This is a genomic window from Mucilaginibacter sp. PAMB04168 (assembly GCF_039634365.2).
Classification (GTDB): Bacteria; Bacteroidota; Bacteroidia; order Sphingobacteriales; family Sphingobacteriaceae; genus Mucilaginibacter.
The window spans coordinates 382616-399625 of record NZ_CP155079.2 but is presented as its reverse complement, the minus strand read 5'-3'; the positions used below and the strand labels follow the sequence as shown (position 1 = coordinate 399625).

At 45.2% G+C, this 17010-nt stretch carries 12 protein-coding genes; 6 read left to right on the top strand and 6 right to left on the bottom strand.

Annotated features, from left to right (window positions below):
• Window positions 1-40: 40 nt before the first annotated feature.
• Window positions 41-2491, bottom strand: a complete 2451-nt coding sequence (gene thrA, locus ABDD94_RS01465; protein WP_345949591.1) for a bifunctional aspartate kinase/homoserine dehydrogenase I — start codon at window positions 2489-2491, stop codon at window positions 41-43.
• Between the two features lie 388 nt (window positions 2492-2879).
• On the opposite strand from thrA, the gene rsgA reads away from it, so the two are divergent.
• The 6 genes from rsgA (at window position 2880) to ABDD94_RS01435 (ending at window position 8021) form a co-directional block, all read left to right on the top strand.
• The gene (gene rsgA / locus ABDD94_RS01460; RefSeq protein WP_345954391.1) at window positions 2880-3803 is read left to right on the top strand and encodes a ribosome small subunit-dependent GTPase A; all 924 of its coding nucleotides are present in this window, start codon (window positions 2880-2882) and stop codon (window positions 3801-3803) included.
• 99 nt (window positions 3804-3902) lie between these two features.
• On the top strand, window positions 3903-4355 hold the full coding sequence (gene dtd, locus ABDD94_RS01455) for a D-aminoacyl-tRNA deacylase (protein WP_345954390.1): 453 nt from the start codon (window positions 3903-3905) through the stop codon (window positions 4353-4355).
• On the top strand, window positions 4355-4927 hold the full coding sequence (locus ABDD94_RS01450; RefSeq protein ID WP_345954389.1) for a pentapeptide repeat-containing protein: 573 nt from the start codon (window positions 4355-4357) through the stop codon (window positions 4925-4927). The genes dtd and ABDD94_RS01450 overlap by 1 nt, the downstream gene beginning before the upstream one ends.
• Window positions 4928-5290: 363 nt before the next feature.
• Window positions 5291-5716: a hypothetical protein gene (locus ABDD94_RS01445; RefSeq protein ID WP_345954388.1), complete on the top strand. Its 426-nt coding sequence runs from the start codon at window positions 5291-5293 to the stop codon at window positions 5714-5716.
• A gap of 24 nt (window positions 5717-5740) precedes the next feature.
• Entirely contained in the window at window positions 5741-6391 is a 651-nt protein-coding gene (locus tag ABDD94_RS01440; protein WP_345954387.1) for a hypothetical protein, read from the top strand.
• Window positions 6372-8021, top strand: a complete 1650-nt coding sequence (locus ABDD94_RS01435; RefSeq protein ID WP_345954386.1) for a response regulator — start codon at window positions 6372-6374, stop codon at window positions 8019-8021. The genes ABDD94_RS01440 and ABDD94_RS01435 overlap by 20 nt, the downstream gene beginning before the upstream one ends.
• Window positions 8022-8029: 8 nt before the next feature.
• On the opposite strand, the gene ABDD94_RS01430 is transcribed toward ABDD94_RS01435, so the two are convergent.
• Genes ABDD94_RS01430 through ABDD94_RS01410 form a run of 5 tightly spaced genes read right to left on the bottom strand, consistent with a single transcriptional unit; the run spans window position 8030 to window position 17005 of the window.
• Window positions 8030-10399, bottom strand: a complete 2370-nt coding sequence (locus tag ABDD94_RS01430) for a glycoside hydrolase family 2 TIM barrel-domain containing protein (RefSeq protein WP_345954385.1) — start codon at window positions 10397-10399, stop codon at window positions 8030-8032.
• A 14-nt stretch (window positions 10400-10413) separates the two neighbouring features.
• A complete protein-coding gene (locus ABDD94_RS01425; protein WP_345954384.1) occupies window positions 10414-11817 on the bottom strand; it encodes a glycosyl hydrolase 53 family protein in 1404 nt (467 codons plus the stop codon).
• Window positions 11818-11828: 11 nt separating this feature from the next.
• Entirely contained in the window at window positions 11829-14414 is a 2586-nt protein-coding gene (locus ABDD94_RS01420; protein WP_345954383.1) for a membrane or secreted protein, read from the bottom strand.
• A gap of 25 nt (window positions 14415-14439) precedes the next feature.
• Window positions 14440-15483, bottom strand: coding sequence for a glycosyl hydrolase 53 family protein (locus ABDD94_RS01415; protein ID WP_345954382.1), 1044 nt, complete (start codon window positions 15481-15483; stop codon window positions 14440-14442).
• 10 nt (window positions 15484-15493) lie between these two features.
• Complete coding sequence (locus tag ABDD94_RS01410; RefSeq protein ID WP_345954381.1) at window positions 15494-17005, bottom strand: RagB/SusD family nutrient uptake outer membrane protein; 1512 nt, start codon at window positions 17003-17005, stop codon at window positions 15494-15496.
• Window positions 17006-17010 lie beyond the last annotated feature (5 nt).

Sequence of the window (17010 nt, the reverse complement as noted above, 5' to 3'; positions counted from 1 at the left end):
TGATTCCTGACTTTTTATTCTTAATTCTAACACTCGGCTCCTAATTAGCGCCTACGTTTATCAAATCAGCAAATACGCCTGCGGCGGTTACCTCTGCACCTGCGCCAGGGCCTTTTACTACCATGGGGCGTTCTTTATAACGGTCAGTAGTAAAGGCAATGATGTTATCACTGCCCGACATGCTGTAAAACGGATGGGTTTCATCTACCATTTGCAGCGTGATAGATGCCTGGCCATTATCCAGCTTGCCAATGTAACGAAGTACCTTGCCGCTGCTTTCGGCCTGTTGCTTAATCTGGTTAAAGTAAGCATCATTGGCTTTTAAAGCCGCATAAAACTCAGGTACGGTTTGCGCATCCAGGCAGGCTTGCGGTAACATATTTTCTATCTGTACGTCATCAGCCTCCATACGATGACCGGCATCGCGCGCCAGGATGAGTATTTTGCGCATAAAATCTTTGCCGCTCAAATCATCGCGTGGATCGGGCTCGGTATAACCTTTTTCCTGCGCGTCCTTCACTATGTCATGAAAGCTCACATCGCCTTTAAAGTTATTAAAGATGTAAGATATCGTTCCTGAAAGAATGGCCTCGATCTTTTGCACACGGTCACCACTTATCATTAAATCTTTTAAGGTACGGATAATAGGCAACCCGGCACCAACGTTGGTTTCATAAAAGAAGTCGACCCCATGCTTGCGGGCAGTATCCCTAAAAGTTTGATATTGGCTATAGCTGGCCGAATTACCTATTTTGTTACAAGTAACAATAGATATGGTCGATTTAAAAATCTCTTCATAAAACGCCACCGGCTGCGAACTGGCCGTGTTATCAACAAACACACAGTTGGGCAGGTTCATTTCTTTCATGCGCGCTACAAACTCGGTAAGGTTAGCCTGCTCGCCGTAGGTATCCAGGTCCTGGTCCCAGTCTTGTAGTGGCAAGCCATCCACACTAAAGCGCATTTTGCGGGTATTGCTAATGCCGGCAATCTTAACTTGTATGCTATTATTCTCCTGTAAAAATTCGCGGTGTTGCTGCAGCTGATTAAACAGTGTTTTACCAATGTTACCGGTACCCAGGCAAAACACGTTGAGCGTTTTGTTAAACTGTACAAAAAAGGCATCATGTACCGCATTTACGGCCTTAGCCAGATCATGCGCCGATATAATTACCGAAATGTTGTACTCGGACGAGCCCTGTGCAATAGCCCTTACATTGACACCATTACGGCCCAACGCATGGAACAACCGGCCAGACATACCAGGTGTTTTACGCATATTTTCGCCCACAATGGCCAGCACGGCCAGGTTAGCTTCAATAACCGGCACTTCCAGCTTTTGTGCGCCTAACTCCAGTTCAAACTCCTGCTCCATAAGGCGGCAGGCTCTTTCAGCATCGCCCGGCTGCACGGCAAAGGTGATGCTATGCTCAGACGATGATTGCGTAATAAGCATAACATTGATACGCTCGCGGGCCAGCAGTGAAAACAGGCGGCCGCTAAAACCGGCCTTGCCAACCATGCCACTACCTTCGAGGTTGATGATGCTAATATTATCAATAGAAGATATACCCTTGATAGGCAAAGAAGTGTTATGGCAATCATGACGGATGACCGTGCCTTCAAAAGCTGTATCAAATGTGTTTTTAATAACGATTGGTATACGCTTGAGGAAAGCCGGCGTCATGGTTGGCGGATAAATTACTTTGGCACCAAAGTACGATAGCTCCATAGCCTCGGTATAGGTAAGCTCGGGCAGCGAGAAGGCTTTTTTAACCATGCGCGGGTCGGCCGTCATCATGCCGTTCACATCGGTCCATATCTGTATTTCGCTGGCATCAAGCGCCGAAGCAAAAATAGCAGCAGTATAATCACTGCCTCCGCGGCCAAGTGTAGTTACCTGTCCGGCCTCGTTACTGGCCACAAAGCCGGTTACAAACAAGGCCTTGCCGGTATTTTCATTAGCTAAACCACGTATCAGCAAATCTGTAAGCTCGGTGTTTACCCGTGCCTGGCCAAAGCTGCTATCTGTTTTAATTACTTCGCTGGCGTCTACGTAAACGGCATCAGGTAAATATTGGAGCGCCATACGGCTAATAAGCAGTGTAGAGCAGCGCTCGCCATAGCTTAAAATCAGGTCGCGTGTTTTAGGTGTAAGCTCGCGCAGTACCATTACACCCTGCAGCAAATCTTCCAGCTGGTTAAAGTAAATCTTCAACCGGGTATAAACCGGGTTTTGCTGCTGAATATCCAACAATTGCTTTACCACCTCAAAGTGGCGGATCTCTAACGCAGCCAGGTGTTTGGTAAATTCATTGCCTGCAGCGGCGCGGTCGGCCATTTCGGCCAGCAAATTGGTTACACCGCTCATGGCCGATAATACTACCACCAAGCCAGAGTCTGCCTGGTACTCCTGCTTTACAATGTCCATTACAGCGCCAATGCTTTGTGCTGTACCTACTGATGTGCCCCCGAACTTTAAAACTTTCATAAGATTGTGCTAAAACAAAAACGCCTTCCCCATTTGTGGAGGAAGGCGTTTTGTTGGTTTTTTATGTTTTGATTACACCATACAGTTACCTTCCTCCGGGCGTTGTGCCTGTGGTAATAATTGTGGTAATAATGGTGCCGTTAGTAATCATGTTTATTTATTGCGTCTGTGTTGACCGTTGTAAATTAAAGAGTAAAATCCCGCAATTGCAAATTAAATTTTAAAAAATCGTTTTTAAACATAGAAAATTTGGTTGGAGCTATAAGGAATTTATTAAATCGCGCAGCCTCGTGTAACCGTAGCGGCCACTAAACAGGCAAAAGCGTTAATAATGCCAAACTCATTTACACTAGCAGGCGTTAAAACTTTATAACTTTGTAGCTTACTTATGCAAGGACTCGTCACCAAATCAACAGGCAGCTGGTATCAGGTACAAACACCCGATGGCAAACGGTATGATTGCCGTATCAAAGGCAAGTTCCGTATCAAAGGTCTTACCACCACCAATCCCGTTGCCGTTGGCGACCGCGTAGACTTTGAGCCCGAGCCAGACCAGGAACAGCAGGGGGTTATCAACAAGCTGTACGACCGTCGCAATTATATTATCCGCAAGTCTATTAACCTTAGTAAGCAGGCACAAATCATAGCCGCTAATTTAGACCAGGCTTTCTTGGTGGTTACACTGGCTTCGCCACGAACATCGTTGGGCTTTATTGACCGCTTTTTGGTTACGGCAGAGGCTTATGACATACCGGCCAGCCTGGTATTCAATAAGCTGGACATGTTTAGCGACGAAGGCTTAGAAATACTGGCCGAATATGAGAGTATCTATGAAAACCTGGGTTATCCCTGTTATGAAGTCTCGGCGTTAAAAGGCACCAATATTCCGCAGTTAAAGGAGCAGCTTAAGGATAAGATCACCTTATTTTCGGGCCACTCAGGTGTAGGCAAATCCAGCTTAATGAACGCCATACTACCCGATATACAAATACGCACCATGGAGGTATCTGAGTGGAGCGACAAGGGCATGCACACCACTACCTTTGCCGAAATGTATGATCTACCCGGCGGCGGCCACATTATTGATACGCCAGGCATACGTGAACTGGGCATTATCGATATTGAAAAGCAGGAACTCGGCCACTTCTTTCCTGAGATGCGCAGCCGCATGCACGATTGCCGTTTTAACAACTGCCGTCACATTAACGAACCGGGCTGCGCCGTGTTAGAAGCACTGGAAGAAGGCGCAATAGAGCCCTCTCGCTATGACAGCTATCTAAGCATTTACAATGGTAATGACACACGCACTTAAAGCCAGAACAGAAAGCTGTTGAGTTGTTTTTTTTTGCTTTTACTTGTGCCGTTTCCTATAAATCTATATTGTTAACCCTATAATCTTGATTCTATTTCTATGCGTGCAGTATTACAACGGGTTTCAAGCGCCTCCTGTAAGGTAGATGGTCACATAACCGGCGAGATTGCAGCTGGCTTCGTGGTTTTGTTAGGCATAGAGGATGCGGACACCGAAGAGGACGTACAATGGTTGGCTCAAAAAATAGCCGGCATGCGCGTTTTTAGCGATGAGAACGGTTTAATGAATAAGGCATTGGCTGATGTAGGTGGCCGTATCTTGCTTATTTCACAATTTACCCTGTTTGCACAAACCCGAAAAGGCAACAGGCCCTCATTTATCCGCGCAGCCAAACCCGACAAAGCTATACCCCTTTATGAAAATATGATCACCTCGCTTAATCAATTAACCGGCAACGCAACCGCCACAGGTGTTTTTGGCGCTGATATGAAAATAAGCCTAGTGAACGACGGACCGGTTACTATTATGATAGATACCAAGAATAAAGAGTAGTGGAAAATTATATTGAAGACCGAAAATTCGAAAAAGAAACCTTTGCAACGCAGCCCTTATTAAAGGCCGAATACTACAACTGCACCTTTACAGGCTGTGATTTTACTAATGCCGATCTGTATAACGTTGTATTTTTAGAATGCGAGTTTATAACTTGCAATTTAAGTATGGCCCGCTTAACTGAAGCTGCATTCAGGGATGTTAAGTTTCGGGAGTGTAAGATGCTGGGCCTGCGCTTTGAAGATTGCAGCCTTTTTGGCTTTGAAGTAAATTTTGACCGGTGTATACTTAACCATTCATCGTTTCATCAAATTAAAATTAAAGGCACTGCTTTTACCAATTGCCAGTTACAGGAGTTAGATTTTACAGGTACTGATTTAACAAACGCCCTGTTTGACCAATGTGACCTTAAAGGCGCCATATTCGAAAGAACCGTATTGGATAAAGCCGATTTTCGTACATCATTTAACTTTTCCATCAACCCGGAAAGTAACCGCATAAAAAAAGCAAAGTTCTCTTTATATGGTGTTACCGGTTTGTTGGATAAGTACGATATTCAGATTGACCGGTAGCATTTATTTTTGATATTAAACTACTCGAAGGCGAGTTGTTACCCTACAAGCTTTTAAGCTCCAAGCAAACATCCTTTTTTACCGGGCTTACGCTGCCTGGCTTACCAATCGTTTCGGCACCAAACTGACTGTTGAATTACACACTCGAGTTGAACCAATAATTAATAAGGCACCCACTTCAAAACCAACCGGGCTTATATATAGCCTCCCCAAAACAACCAAGGCCATCTTAATTACAAGTTTTTTAGTTACAATTTACATCTTTTAACTTCAAATTATACCACCCAATCATTTTCAACAGAGTTAATAAAAAAACTTTTTTTTCGGTCGAGAACATTAATTTTATCAGAAAATCGACCCCTTATGTCAAGTAAACTCACCGAACCTACCCGGGTTATCATCCCGGTATCAAAAGCAATCGAAAGAACTACGAACTGGAGGAACTTTCTTAAAAAGAATCTGGAAGAACAAGAATCCTGGAAAATTCCAAAAGCAGTATACATTTCCAAGGAAGACATACTGGATTTGGCTGCCGCATGCCATGCCGACAAAAGCATAGCCGGGGTTCGCGCTTACTTCTCTCTATCTGTGCCCGAGGAAGAGAAATTCAGGAATGAAATAAAATTTGTAATGGTTTTGGTAAGGGAAGAAGAAGGAATGCCTGCCGGGAAAGACGTCATTTACTTGCCAGGCGGTTCATCTGACGATGACTCAAGCGTATACGATTTTACTCGCCCATGCCCCGACTTTTGCGATACTACCAGCCCGCTTTTTAACGGAGACCAATAAGAGATTAGCTAAACCTGCTCACTTATGAAGTCTTTTACATCCTATTATCTCGGCTATATAGTGCCGGCCAGTACACTTTTGCCAATAGTTGCAGGCTTGGTGTATTATAAGCGCATTAATAAGCCATTGCATACGTTGCTCATTTATTTAATTATAGCGTTTGTAATTAACGTAATTGGTAGCATAATGGCCGGCAACCATATTAACAACCTGCCGTTATTGCATTTTTACACCATTTTTGAACTGCTGGCAGTAATGTTTTACTACAAACATGCATTTGGCCACGGCAAAATAACCAGCTGGATTTATGCCGCCATGATAGCTTTCCCGCTGCTGTGTGTACTTAACTTTACCTTTTTACAAAGCCTCCATGAGTTTAATACTTACACAAGGCCCTTGGGTGCGCTGATAATCATTCTGTTCAGCGGTTTGTATTTGGCTGTACAGCCAAACCTGAGCAACCAGCAGTTGGTTACCCGTTCGGGCAGGATGGTTGCGGGCGGCTTTTTAATTTACTTCTGCAGTTCATTATTCCAGTTCATTTTCTCTAACGTTGTAAGCCATATTGCTACCAGAACCATAAAGGATGTTATCTGGAACCTGCATGCCACCTTTGTGCTCGTAATGTATCTGTTCTTTTTTGCGGCCATACTTAATGAAAGAAATAAACGATAACATACCGGTACTGGTAATAACGGCCATGATGTGCTCGCTTACTATTGTTATCTGTTTTCTCATCATTATTTACCGCAAGCAGCTGGATGTTTTCAGGCATAAAGAAGCCAACCAGGCTAAAAGTATTTTTTTGGCCACCATGAGCCACGAGATCCGTACGCCCATGAACGGCGTGATTGGTATGGCGGCCCTGCTCAAAGAAACTAAATTAAACACCGAACAGCAGGAATATACCCAAGCCATTATTCAAAGCGGCGAGGCCCTGCTCAGTGTGATTAATGATATACTGGACTTTTCTAAAATTGAGTCGGGCAAGATGGATATTGACCCACACGACTTTAACCTGCGTACCTGTGTAGAAGAAGTACTGGATGTATTTTCGGGCAAACTGGCTCAATCAAATGTGGAACTGCTGCACTACATAGATCACCAATTACCCCAGCAACTGGTAGGCGACAAGATGCGCATCAGGCAGATTTTGATAAACCTGGTGGGCAATGCCACCAAATTCACGCATCAGGGCGAGATATTTTTAAAGGTATTCTTAAGTAACCGCAATGAACACCACATTGAGATAGAATTTGCTATAAGTGATACCGGCATAGGAATACCGGCGGAAAAGCTTTCACATTTGTTCGAAGCTTTCTCACAGGCCGACTCCGCCACAGCCCGCAGGTATGGCGGCTCGGGATTGGGCCTGTTGATCAGCAAGCGCCTGGTAAATTTAATGGGCGGGCAAATTACCGTTAGCAGTGAGCCTGGCTTAGGTACTACCTTCAAATTTACAATTAAGTGCCAGGTTAGCAAGCAGCCTGTTGAAGTAACCAATTTGGACTTTGGAGGCACAAATGGCAGGCAGGTACTGATTGTGGATGATCATCAAACCGGTTTGCAATTATTAAAAGCACAGCTTGAACAATGGGCGCTTAAAACTGCCGAGGCAATGACCGGGCAGGAAGCACTACGATTATTAGACTCGGCTAACCATTACGATTTGGTCATAACCGATTTTGGACTGCCCGAAATGGATGGCGTTCAGTTGGCTACGCTTGTTAAGGCTAAGAAACCAAACACACCCATTATTTTAATAAGCTCAATGGGCGATGATATCCGAAAGAAAGACCCTTATCTATTTGCCGGTATATTGACCAAACCCGTTAAGCAACAACACTTACAAAGGCTATTAACTAATGTTTTGCAGAAGCAATCCCATACCCCACAAGTACCTGAGATGCTTCTTCAAAAAGATTTTGCGGCTGGGCATCCATTGACAGTTATGGTGGCCGAAGACAATAAGATTAACCAGATGGTGATCTTGAAAATACTCTCCAGATTGGGTTATGAGCCGGCCCTGGCAACAAACGGTAAAGAAGCCGTTCAGCTGCTGAGCCAGCAAACTTTTAGCCTGATACTGATGGATATTCAAATGCCGGAAATGGACGGCTTAACCGCCACCAGGCATATCAGAAAACACCATACCGGCCAACAACCCCGCATTATAGCTATGACTGCCAATGCCATGACCGAAGACCGCGAAGAATGCTTCGAAGCAGGAATGGATGACTTTCTTTCTAAACCAATAAAGCTTGATGCCCTGCTGGAAAAATTGCAGCAGGTAGCATCATCGTAACGGTTACCCTATTTAGTGATGGTATTAAAAACCGCAGATTTTAAGCCTGCGCCTGTAGCTTTTACAACTACTGTCCCTCCTTTACTGCCAGCCTTAATCAATATGGCTGCAATACCTGCTTCAGCGGCAACTTTGTTGGTGCCTATAACTTCTGCGTTGCCAGATGTGATAAAGTTTACTAAATGAGAAGCACCAGGAACAAGCGTACCATTTCGGTCTGTTACATAAGCATAAAACAGTAAAGCATCATTAGTGCCGGCCGTCCATTTTTTGCCGCTTTCATCAGCCTTAATTACAATTTGGTATGGTTTGCCCGGCGTAGACTGGGTAGAAACAGCTGCTTGCTTGTTGCCAGTATAACCAACAGCCTTAAGGGTACCGGGCTGGTACGTTTTTACATTGAAAGTAAAAGGCGGATGTTTTAAGTTGCTTGAAAGTGCACCGGTATCGGGCTTTTGACGGCCAAGAGAGCGGCCATTTAAAAATAGTTCCACCTGTTCGCAGTTACTAAAAACTTTTACGCTTTTTTGTCCGGCGTCATTCCAGTAATTAGCAATGTAAATCATAGGCTTGCCAAAACCTTTACTATCGGCCACAGGTCCATACTGGCTCTGGTAAAAGTAAAAGCTAAACTTAGGCAATCGGTAAATGTCCATCATGCCTGATGATTCTATATCACTGGCATACCCACGCTTATAATCAAACATAAGCCAGTTAGCATCGCCTATAGCATTTCCGTACTTGTTATCGTTATGCGATTCCTGGTAATTAAGCGCCTGTTGCAGCAAGCGTTGCTGGCCATCTGTACGCAACTGCCGGGAGTTGCGCTCTTCTTTCTTTAAACCCTCGTAAGCTTTTTGGTTGAAACCTGCATTCTGAGCATAATACTCCCAATCGCCGTATTCGGCAATGAGCAAGGGCTTGGTTTTGTTGTACTTTTTCCAGTAGTTGGGTGCTTTGGCGTGTTGCCGGGCAGGGTTAAATACATCGTAGGCGTAATCCATCCACCCCGAGGTATAGGTGTCTTTGTAGGGTAACTCTCGGTGTGCAATACTGTTAGCTGTGTCCATGTAAGCTTTTGCCATGTTGGTTTCGTTTAACGAAGCTTCCCACAACACAATAGAAGAGTGGTTACGATCACGACGAATCATATCTCGAATATCCTGCAGGCTATTTTTTTGAAAATCATCTTTACCAAAAAACTGCCAGCCGGGTATGGCATCCATTACTAAGATACCCAGTTCGTCGCAGGCATCTAAAAATGATGGTGCAGGTGGATAATGAGAGCATCGCACAAAATTAAATCCGGCATCTTTTATTTTCCATGCATCCCGGTACTGCATATTATCAGACAGGGCGTAGCCTAGTAAAGGATATTCCTGATGCCGATTGGTACCATTTAAAAATGTCTTCCGTCCGTTCAGGTAAAATCCCGCAGCGTCAAGCCTTATAGTCCGTATACCGCTACGGATGATTTGCTCATCAACTACCACATTGCCGCGTAGCACCTGTACTTTAAGCCGGTACAAGTACGGATTTTCGGTAGACCATAAGTGCGGATTACTTACGGTAAGTGTTTGTGCAAAACCTTGCAGCCCGCCTGCTTTTACGGCTTGTTCATCAGATTGTGCTGTACTTACTATTTTTCCATCAGCGCTTATTAAAATGATTTTTACACCTACCCGCTGCGGATCCGCATACTGGTTCCGAACATCTGTTTTTACAGTAATTACCGCTTTGCTGTTATTGGCCTCATCAGTATGCACCATGATACCGCCACGTGCTTCCAAGTTCTCTTGCACAGCATCACTTATATATAATTTATTCTGAACCATTAGCCAGGCGTTGCGGTATATGCCGCCGTAATAATTAAAATCGAGGTCCTTAATAGGCTTACCCGGTGGGATAGCTGCGTTATCCTGATTATTTAGTTTAACCAAAATACAGTTTGGCTTATCAAAAAACACCTTATCGGCTATATCAATAGTAAAAGGAAGGTAGCCGCCTACATGGCTGATTATTTTTTTGCCGTTGAGGTATACATCCGCCTCATGCATGGCGGCATCAAACCGTATGGCAATGCGCTTATTTTTATTGGTGGGTAAGAGAGAAAAAAACTTGCGGTAAAAGCAGGTGCCCTGCCATTGCTCCTCCACTTTTTTTACAGCCTCTAACCGTGGTGTGTGCGGTAAGGATATTTTGGCCCAAGCTATGGTTGAACCGGTTGGCTGGCTCAGTAATTTAGCAGCGTTAGTGGTGTCAATATCTTTAACAAACTCCCAATTGCTACTAAAATTCTGGTCAACGGGCTTTTGCTGCGCCTTTAGGTGCCCGCTGGCACTTACCCATAACAACAGGCCAATAATATATTTATTCATGCAGTACAAAACTTTTAGTTTACGTTGTATTTTTTCGCAATACCCGGATAAGCCTGCAGGTATGCGTTGGCTTTGCCATCACGGTCAAAAACGGCCTCCCAGGTATTAAGCGGCTCCCAAATAAAGGAGCCTATCCCCTTTTTGCCGGCTGCTGTAAAGGCTATATCGTTCACCTCCCGTTTACGCTCGGAATACTCAGCAACCATAATGTATTTTTGATAGGTTTGAGCTAAGTTGGCCACGCTGTGACGCAAATCACCGGGCGTGCCATGCCATTTAGGGTAATAGGAAAGACCAATTACATCAAACGGCACCTTACGCTTCAGCATGTTGCTGATGAAAAAGTGAGCTTCGTCAACCTGCCCGCCCAGCGCTACGTGCAGCATAATAGGTGTAGCAGCATTTACAGCTTTAACACCTTCTATACCGGCGTAAATAAGCCGTGCTAAACTATCCAAATTATTAATGGCACCTTCGGGCCATATCATCCCGTGGTTAATTTCGTTACCTACCTGCACCATGTCTGGCACCGTGCCCTGATCTGTGAGTGATTGCATTACAAATGCAGTGTAAAGCCGCACAGAATCGGTAAGTGTTTTAAAATCCAGACCCACCCATGCGGCAGGTTTAAACTGCTTTTGCGGATCGGCCCAGGTATCACTGTAGTGAAAATCGAGCAGCAGTTTCATACCTGCAGCTTTAATGCGTTTGGCCATGGCCCGGGTATGCGGCAAATCGCAAAACCCTTTTTGCGGAGAATAGCCTTGTGCAACCGCCGGGTTATTAAATATCCGTAAGCGTGCATAGTTAAAGCCCTGCTTTTTAAGGATCACTACCGGGTCTTCCTGCTGCCCCTTGGCATCGTAAAATTTCATTCCACGTGCTTCTAACTGGGGCAGAAAAGATATATCGGCACCCAATATCCTATCTGTAATTATCGCATTACCGGCAATGGGCCAGGTTGTGGTTGTTACCGCATGTGGTTGCCCCGGCTGTACCATATGTATTTCTGTAGACCCGGTAATTAGCCCCTCACCGCTAACATCAAACTTTATAATGCCCTTTTGCCTACCAGCTCTTAAGCCAAACCAAAGTTCCCCATTTTGCAGCTTTGCATGGTTTGCAGTGCCGGCAACGGCGCCCTTTAAGGCAACAATACGAGCATCGCCTTCAATTTTAAATTGAACAGCATTACTGGCATTGGCAATCTCTTTGCCTTCACTGTCGATAACGGTGATTTTCACTTTAGCTTCGTCTTTGCCATTAGCTATGAGGGTGGTTTTGTAAGGCGTAACCACAAGCTCGGGCAACCGGGTGCCGCCTTTGCCAGGCGCCTGACCAAAAACCTGAGATAAGCCAGCTAACCAGGCAAACGTTATTAACCGTAATTTTCTCTTACAAAATATTTTATACAGCATCCTTAGGTTATTTAATAAGCCAGCCAAACCGATTCTACCTCCACACCAAAGGGCTGACCGTAACGGGCTGCATCCAACATGTGACCTGCCGTTATCTCTAATTTATCTGCATTTTGCAATGCGAAGCCGGCGAAACTGCCCACTTTGAACCACAGTGGTAAAAACCCAGGATAAGGGCGAGGGAGCAACAATGAAGAATCGGGCTTAAGTGCTGTTAATGGTATCTCCAGCGTTTTAAATTCACTACTTAAATCAGCAAATGCAGCATAGGTGCTTGCATCCGTTGCTGTTATACCTATGCGTAATTTGGTGGGTTGAATGGTTGTTGCCCGCGCCCTTACCATAATTTTGGTAAAGGAGGCCAGCTCGCCGGTTCGACCTTTTAGTTTATTCCTAACATAAAGTTGCATGCCCATTAACTGGCCGTTGCGTATAGCCTGCGTAGCTACCCGGAACACCAGCTTACCCGTGTTAGGGCCGCTTACAAACTGCGCTCCGCCCGTGCGGGTGTATTCAGGAAAATAAGGGTTCACCATTTCACGGTCGGCTGTTGCATCAAACAGAGACAAATTCCCTTTCGGAGTAGCGATGAACGTTTGCCAGTAATCCGTATTCACATTATCCCATTGGTATGGGTTACCGCTATGGTTTCCGGGGAAGGTGAAATACTCAGATATGCCCCGCTGAACAACAACCCGGTAATTCAATATTCCAGTAGCCATGGTATTAGCCGGGATTTCGGCGGTGTAATCATACGGCGTAACACGGGTCATGGCAATCTGGCTGGGGCCGCTAAAACCACTGTTTACGCTTAAAGTTACTTTATCTGTAGAGTCAATATTAACGACTTTGATTTTTACAGTAATGGATTTCGCGGTGCTTACTTCTGTAAGCGGCGTGTGCGATACCTGCGGGCTAAGCGTGCGTGGCTTCGGCGCTACAAACTCATTTAAGTTTAAATTATTTATACTTTTTAAGCCCGTCCACCGGCTGCTGCTGTTTCCCACTTTCACCAGCAGGTAAGTGCCGGGGGCAATGTTGAATTTACCCTGACTGGCTATTGCTGTAAAGGTATTCCCAGCGTTAATGCCGTTTACCTTAAAATCATTGCCCAGGTCGGTTAGCGCCAATTGCATGCTTTGCGTATTCCAGGCAATATATACAGCCTCGCGCGAGGGCGAAGGGCGGGCAAATGGATCACGAATGGTAATGGCATCGGGCATAACTTCCAGGCGCCAAATACCGTTTTCCAGTTTATCTAAAAAGTAAGCGCCGTACCCCTGGTATTTAACCAATGCTGAACTGCCCACGCCGGCAACGTGCGCTAACCGCTTATTATCTACAGGCTGAGTATTGGTTGAGCCTGAGTAATAAAACTCATTAACCGTATTCATTTCGCTCATGGCTTGCTTGTAGCTAACATGATAGGCATCAAAAACACTGTCTTGCGGGTAGGTACCATACTTTTTACCAGCAGGTAACAGATGAAACACGCGGCTGGCAATTAAAAAGCTGATGGCCTTAGCCGGCGTATAAGCCAAATTTAAAAAGTGTGTTTGATACTCGGTATTGGCGTAAGCCGTAGCCAGCGGATCATAAGCAAACTGTGTTACCCACTGAAAACCCGCCTGCTTAAAACTGCGTGCTACCGCCGGGTATAGATAAGATTGCAGAACATCGGCCGCATCAAATTCATAAACCATGCGGGCCTTGTTTTTAAACTCGGGTATGGTATCGTACGGGAAAGTGTAACGGTCAACATTCGGCAGCATATTGCCTTTTTGCTCGTGCCCCGCTACCAGGCCGGTTGGGTACCACTGAAAGCTAAAACCGTTTACGTTTGATTTAGCAACCGCATAGGCATAATAGGGCGACTCGCTGATGTTATAAAACACCGGCTTGCTCCACCCTGTGCTATTGATGGCTGCTTTCATACGGTTAATGTATTCGGTGGCCCGTGCTTTTGGTCCGCTGGGGTGTGGTTCGTTGTTAATTTCGGTGGCTATTACATTATCGTCGGCCGTGTAGGTTAACTTGGTATAGGGGTTAACATGTTTAAAAAACTGCTGTAAATAACGCTCCTGGGCTTTAAAAGCATCTTCATTAACCAGTGCACCGCCTTTACCATATTTATCACTAAAGCTGCCTGTGCGTTCATCACGCTCCGGATAACCGTTTCCCCAAAAGGCAATAGGCGTAATAATAATGCGGATGCCACGCTGCTTCAACTTGTACAACAGGTAATCGAATAAGCGCAAATGTTCGTTTTCTTTCAAGTTTCCTAATGAGTCGCTGATCTCGGTATCCCAAACGTGCACCCTAAAGGCTTCTACACCCATGCGGGCTAAGTGGTAAACATCTTTATCAATCTCCTCCTCATGCTTCAAGTTGAGCGCCTTTACCGAACGGTAACCGTATGCAAATGGTAAAGTATAATTAACACCCCAGAGATAAACAGGCGCTTTACCTTTTGTCCACCTGAAAACCCCTTTAGCATCCACGTATGTTGGCGAAATACTTTTTTGGGCGAAGCATACAGACACACCACCGGCAAGCAGTAAAAAAAAGAGTGTTAACGCATAATACAGCTTTCGCATAGGATTGATAATTATTTAGCTAAAGTTAATCTGTAAAAGCATCCAAAGCTATAGTAGGCTTGCCCGAATTATCAAACGCACCTAGCCCGTAGCCCTGCCAATTATAGCTTTGCGGTTCCCAATAAAAAACACCTAAGCCTTGGTTGTTGGGTACCGACCGTACTTTGGCAATCAGGTCGGTTATGAAAGCTTTGCTGGCCGCGGCTTCTGAAGCAGGCATACCCACTTCAACAACCATTACCGGCGTGCCATAACGGGCAACCATGTCATTCATATTATTTAAGCATTGACCATTAAGGGTTTGCCAGTTGCTTACTGTGGGGTAAAGCGACAGGCCAATTATATCCCACTTGCCGCCATTCGCTTTCAAACCGTCAAACATCCACCTAAAGAGCGCATTATCATACCCCCTGTCAATGTGAACAATAACCAGCGTGGTGGGACTAACTGATTTTACAGCATTGTAGCCGCTGGTAATTAACTTGGCAAAATTAGCCATGTGTGTAGAAGCCCGACCGTCTTCCCACAGCATACCGTCTGCAGTTTCGTTACCTACCTGTACCCAATCGGGCGTAATACCGCTCGCTTTAAGCGTGTTTAATACGGATGCTGTGTAAGTATACACGGCGTCGGTTAAGGCGGTAAAGCTTAAATCTTTCCAGGCAGCCGGTTTAGTTTGCTTGCCGGGATCGGCCCAACTGTCGCTATAATGAAAATCAATCATAATCTTCAGGCCCAGCTTTTGCGCCCGCAGAGCTTTCGCCAGCACGTCGGCGGTGTTACACCAGCCATCGGTCGGGTTAACCCATGCTCGTAAACGGATGGCGTTTATACCTTTGCTTTTGAGCAATTGCATACACTCCTGTTCGGCACCGGCAGCATTATAAAACTTATAGCCGGCAGCTTCCATTTGGGTAAGCCAACTTACATCGGCCCCCTTAACTATAGCAGTAAGTGAGCCGCCGCTAACCGGCGGCTCCACAGTTTCAGTATTTGCAGGACTACTCTTTTTGCAGCCCGGCAAGATATACGCCAGGCAAAGCAAACATGTGATGATAATCCTGCTCATGTGGTAAAAATTAATAGCCCTGATTTTGCGAAAGCTTACCGTTACTGGCCGTTATAGCATAGTTAGGTATTGGAAACAGTACCGGCCCGGCAGTTTTGCCAACTGAGGCCAATGCGGCTTGCCATTGCCCGTGGCGTACCAGGTCCGTTTTTCGTTGGCCTTCAAAATAATTATCCCAGCCTTGTTCTTTTAATATCCAGGCATCAAATGTATTTTTATCAGTAGTGGCCGATGCCGGAACATTACCCAAAGCAGCTCCGCCATGAGCCAGCCGCACTTGGTTAACCAGGCCAACAGCTTCAGGGGTAGGTCCGCTGTTTTGATTAATGGACTCAGCAAGCATTAGCATCACATCGCCTAACCGCGCTTTCGGAAGGTCGTTGCCTTGATAAGGGTTATCAAGCGTGCCACCCAGATCGGGATATTTCGCAATTACCGGCCCGGTTAATCCGTTAGCGCGATTTTTAATTACGTTACTTTTATTCACATAGCTGGCTACCAACAGCTCGCGGCGTTTATCCAGTGGGTTAAAGGAATCATAAAAGCTCCAGGTTGCCGAAATAGGCGCATCGCCTCCGGCAAAAGAACTGTATACTTTGTTGCCTTTGTAATCTTTAGGGTAAGTATAAAACACCCACGGATTAAAGCTGGCTCTGTTTTCATCACCGCTTTGATCGGGGGCGCAAGTAACAGCCCATATAGTTTCGGCATTTTGCTCGGTAGCCTCTCTAAATAGGCTGCCATAATCGGTCACTAAAGCATAGCCCATCGTAAGGATCTGGCGGCCTACCTTTTCGGCATTCACAAAATCCTTTTCATTCATATAAGTACGCATTAGCACTGTTAGGGCTAACCCTTGATTGAAGCGACCATATTCGGCAGGTGTTTTAGGCAGGTTTACCGAAGCAAAATTAAGATCGCTTACAATAGCTGCTAAAAAGTCGGCTCTGGAAAGTCTCGATAAATTGGACTCTGCTTCTGTATTGATCTTAGCCGGATCCAGAATAACCGGCAGCGGGCCATACAGCTGTAATAAGTAATACATACACCAGCCACGTGCCATACGCGCCTCAGCCAGATATGTATTTTTTGCTGCAGGGCTTAAACTTGATTTTTCCACATCACTTATAATTTGTGTAATGCGGGTAATAAATCTTATTTTTTCGAAATGGTTATTACCCGACTGCTGATTAACCAGAAAGTTAAAGCTTGCGGTAGTAAACTGCGTAAAAATGCCGCCCCAGCCGGTAAATATGTTAATATCATCACTTGGCATATCAAACATCATGATATCTCCGTACTCCGGGCTAAACCAATCATTCTGGTATCCTGCGGGGTCGTTGTATCCCCACTTAGACTGGAATGGCTTGTATACCTCGGCAACGTATCTTACAAAATCGGCCTCGGTTCTGGGAAAATTTGTAGTGGAGTAATTGCCATATAATTCAGGCTCAAGCCCCTTTTTACAGCTGCTTGAAAGAATGCAGGCTGAAATAGTTAATAACGCATATATCTTTTTCATAACTG

Bases quoted from the DNA above. Each gene is read 5' to 3' on its own strand.
- ABDD94_RS01410 (WP_345954381.1), bottom strand. From the start codon at position 17,005: ATGAAAAAGATATATGCGTTATTAACTATTTCAGCCTGCATTCTTTCA.
- dtd (WP_345954390.1), top strand. From the start codon at position 3,903: ATGCGTGCAGTATTACAACGGGTTTCAAGCGCCTCCTGTAAGGTAGAT.
- ABDD94_RS01415 (WP_345954382.1), bottom strand. From the start codon at position 15,483: ATGAGCAGGATTATCATCACATGTTTGCTTTGCCTGGCGTATATCTTG.
- ABDD94_RS01430 (WP_345954385.1), bottom strand. From the start codon at position 10,399: ATGAATAAATATATTATTGGCCTGTTGTTATGGGTAAGTGCCAGCGGG.
- ABDD94_RS01445 (WP_345954388.1), top strand. From the start codon at position 5,291: ATGTCAAGTAAACTCACCGAACCTACCCGGGTTATCATCCCGGTATCA.
- ABDD94_RS01420 (WP_345954383.1), bottom strand. From the start codon at position 14,414: ATGCGAAAGCTGTATTATGCGTTAACACTCTTTTTTTTACTGCTTGCC.
- ABDD94_RS01435 (WP_345954386.1), top strand. From the start codon at position 6,372: ATGAAAGAAATAAACGATAACATACCGGTACTGGTAATAACGGCCATG.
- thrA (WP_345949591.1), bottom strand. From the start codon at position 2,491: ATGAAAGTTTTAAAGTTCGGGGGCACATCAGTAGGTACAGCACAAAGC.
- rsgA (WP_345954391.1), top strand. From the start codon at position 2,880: ATGCAAGGACTCGTCACCAAATCAACAGGCAGCTGGTATCAGGTACAA.
- ABDD94_RS01425 (WP_345954384.1), bottom strand. From the start codon at position 11,817: ATGCTGTATAAAATATTTTGTAAGAGAAAATTACGGTTAATAACGTTT.
- ABDD94_RS01440 (WP_345954387.1), top strand. From the start codon at position 5,741: ATGAAGTCTTTTACATCCTATTATCTCGGCTATATAGTGCCGGCCAGT.